General features: G+C 67.4%; 4 protein-coding genes and 2 pseudogenes. 3 read left to right on the top strand and 3 right to left on the bottom strand.

Annotation, left to right across the window (positions count from 1 at the left end; translation table 11 throughout):
• Positions 1 to 287 precede the first annotated feature (287 nt).
• The 3 genes and pseudogenes from ACR2FV_RS05920 to ACR2FV_RS05930 all read left to right on the top strand — a co-directional run bounded on the left by ACR2FV_RS05920 (position 288) and on the right by ACR2FV_RS05930 (position 1,543).
• A complete protein-coding gene (locus ACR2FV_RS05920) occupies positions 288 to 497 on the top strand; it encodes a hypothetical protein (RefSeq protein WP_434014772.1) in 210 nt (69 codons plus the stop codon).
• 165 nt (positions 498 to 662) lie between these two features.
• Positions 663 to 962 (top strand): annotated as a pseudogene (locus tag ACR2FV_RS05925) (transposase); the annotation flags it as partial.
• A 224-nt stretch (positions 963 to 1,186) separates the two neighbouring features.
• Positions 1,187 to 1,543 carry a hypothetical protein gene (locus ACR2FV_RS05930; RefSeq protein WP_434014775.1) on the top strand — a complete coding sequence of 119 codons (357 nt, stop codon included), beginning with the start codon at positions 1,187 to 1,189 and terminating at the stop codon, positions 1,541 to 1,543.
• A gap of 20 nt (positions 1,544 to 1,563) precedes the next feature.
• Here the strand turns inward: ACR2FV_RS05930 and ACR2FV_RS05935 are convergent.
• From ACR2FV_RS05935 to ACR2FV_RS05945, 3 genes and pseudogenes are all read right to left on the bottom strand, one after another.
• A pseudogene (locus ACR2FV_RS05935) lies at positions 1,564 to 1,880 on the bottom strand (FCD domain-containing protein).
• Positions 1,859 to 2,071 carry a hypothetical protein gene (locus ACR2FV_RS05940; RefSeq protein WP_434014773.1) on the bottom strand — a complete coding sequence of 71 codons (213 nt, stop codon included), beginning with the start codon at positions 2,069 to 2,071 and terminating at the stop codon, positions 1,859 to 1,861. The pseudogene ACR2FV_RS05935 and the gene ACR2FV_RS05940 overlap by 22 nt, the downstream one beginning before the upstream one ends.
• 113 nt (positions 2,072 to 2,184) lie before the next feature.
• On the bottom strand, positions 2,185 to 2,533 hold a 349-nt coding region (locus ACR2FV_RS05945; RefSeq protein ID WP_434014774.1), incomplete at its 5' end, for an aldehyde dehydrogenase family protein.

Here is a 2,533-nt window from a genome sequence, read left to right on the forward strand (position 1 = left end):
CGAACGCGTCGCCACCCTCGACGACGTCAACCGGCAGCTCCTCACCGAACGAGACGCTCGCGCCGCCGAACTCGGCCTCGCCAACCGCCGCATCCGCGAACTCGAAGACGACCTCACCGCCGCCAGAAACAGCCTCCGACAGCTCATCAAGGACCAGAACCGATGACCCCCACGAACGCCCGTCCCTCGATCCCGTCGCAAACACGAACCACGTCCCTCACATGCCTCAACCCCGAAAACAGCCTCGACCAGGCACTATGCAGAATCGACTACAGATAACCTACGCGATGCACCTGCTGGAGAACGGAGTGAACCTGATCTACATCCGGGACATCCTCGGACACGCCTCCATCGTCACAACCGAGATCTACGCCAAAGCCAACCCGGAGATGAAGCGCCGGGCCGTCGAAGCAGCCGCTGCGCGCACGCTCGGACCGAGCCGTTACGACCAGGCCTCCCGGCAAGACCTGCTTACCTGGCTCCGTCAAACGATCTGAGCCTCACGGTTATGCGAAGAGTTCAGGCCCGGGCAAGCCCCCCACCAGCACGAACACCGACAACCTCACATAACCGAGGGCTTCACATCAGATGAGAAGTCCCAGCTGCAGGCACTGTCCCGCTGCCACCCCGAGCTTGGCGCCGGACCGGGGCGGTCCCGCCGGGTGGAGTTCGAGTACGAGCGGCACGGCACCCTGGCCTTCTTCGGCGCCTACGACGTACACCGCGCCAACCTGATCGGGCGAGTCGAGCCCACCACCGGCATCGCCCCCTTCACTGCCCTGGTGGACCAGGTGATGACCACCGAGCCCTACGCCTCAGCCCGACGAGTGTTCTGGGTGGTCGACAACGGCTCCTCCCATGCCGGGCAACGCTCCATCGACCGGATGCGCACCGCCTGGCCGGCCGCGACCCTGGTGCACCTGCCGGTGCACGCCTCCTGGTTGAACCAGATCGAGATCGTCTTCTCGGTGATCCAACGCAAGATCATCAAACCTGCCGACTTCGCCGACCTCGACGCCCTGGCCCAACGCCTGAGCGACTTCGAGCCTCGCTACAACGCCACCGCGACCCCGTTTGACTGGACGTTCGGGCGGGCCGACCTGGATGACCTGCTCTGCGTCGTCTGGATGCGCACCGACCCGCCGGCAGCACGGCGCTGGCCGCGTGAACCAGGCAGGATGAACCGGTGCCCACCCCACCTGCCTCCACCAAGACCAGCCTCGGCCAGCGGCTCACCGCCCGAGCCCGCGACCGGTGGCCCGCACTGCGCAGCGTCGATGTCCGATTCCACGGCCAGTTCGCCTACATCACCGCCCAACTCGACCCGGAGGAGGCCCTGCCCCTGTGCCGGTTGCGCTACGCCGGGTCGGCCAGCAGCTGGGGTTTCGCGATCTACCGAGCTAGCCACGATGACTACCAGAACAGCTACCTGCCCAACGGGCAGCGCGCCGGGAGCCCCGAAGAGGCCCTCGACTGCGCCTGCGGGCTCTACCTCGGCGACCCCAGCGCCTGGCTGCCCGACGACTCAACACCACCGAACTAACAAGCGGCACCACTAGCTCGTCATGCGTCACGCAACAGGGCGACGTCGCTGACCAGACGAATGTGCTCCGCCATGGCGTCCGCAGCCGCCTCCTCATCCTGGGCGCGGATGGCATCGGCGATCTTGCGATGGCTGGTCAGGGACTGCTCGGGACGCCCGGCTGGGACAGCGACTCGAGCCGGCTCTCCCGGATAGCCCCCGAGATCGCCGCCATCAGGTCGGTCAGCAACGACGAGCGCGCCGCCGCGGTGACCGCGCCGTGGAACAGCTCGTCACCCTCCAAACCGCGGCGCCCGGCAGCGATGTCGCGCGCCATCACCTCCAGCCCCTCCTCGATCCGGACGAGATCCTCCTCGGTGCGCCGTCGTGCCGCGAGCCCGGCGCTCGCCGGGTGTGGGCCTGGACTGCCGAGAGGACCGCGGAGTTCGGCCGCGTCTTCAGCAGGATCGCTCCTTCACCGTGCCGCACCTCGACGAGTCCCTGCACCTTGAGCACTATATGGGCCTGACGTACCGACGCGCGGCTCACGTCCAGGCCGGCACACAGCTCGCGCTCCGACGGAAGCCGGCCCCCCGGGGCCAGCGAGGATGTCCCGAGTTCCGTGGAACTTCGGTGGCGGCCCGATGAGCATCAGGCGACGCTCAGGTCTTGAGTATTGCAGTCGGCGCCGACACCATCCCCACCTCGATGTCCACCTCGAACTCCCGGGCAGTGCGCCCATCCCGCGTGAAGAGAGCCACCCCGTTCGCGTACTGGTTGGAGTTGACGAGGCGTACAGCCTCCTCGTAGGTGCTGACACGGACCACGCACAGCACGGGTCCGAAGATCTCCTCGTCGTACACAGCCATCCCAGGGACCACGTGGTCGACGAGGGAGACGCCGATGAAGAACCCGTCGGTATCGAACGACTGCGCGCGACCGTCCACGACGAGGTGAGCTCCAGCCTGCTCCGCACCGGCCACGTGACCGGCCACCCGGTCCCGAGCCTCG

Source organism: Ornithinimicrobium sp., assembly GCF_051004135.1.
In the GTDB taxonomy this organism is placed as follows: Bacteria; Actinomycetota; Actinomycetes; order Actinomycetales; family Dermatophilaceae; genus Ornithinicoccus.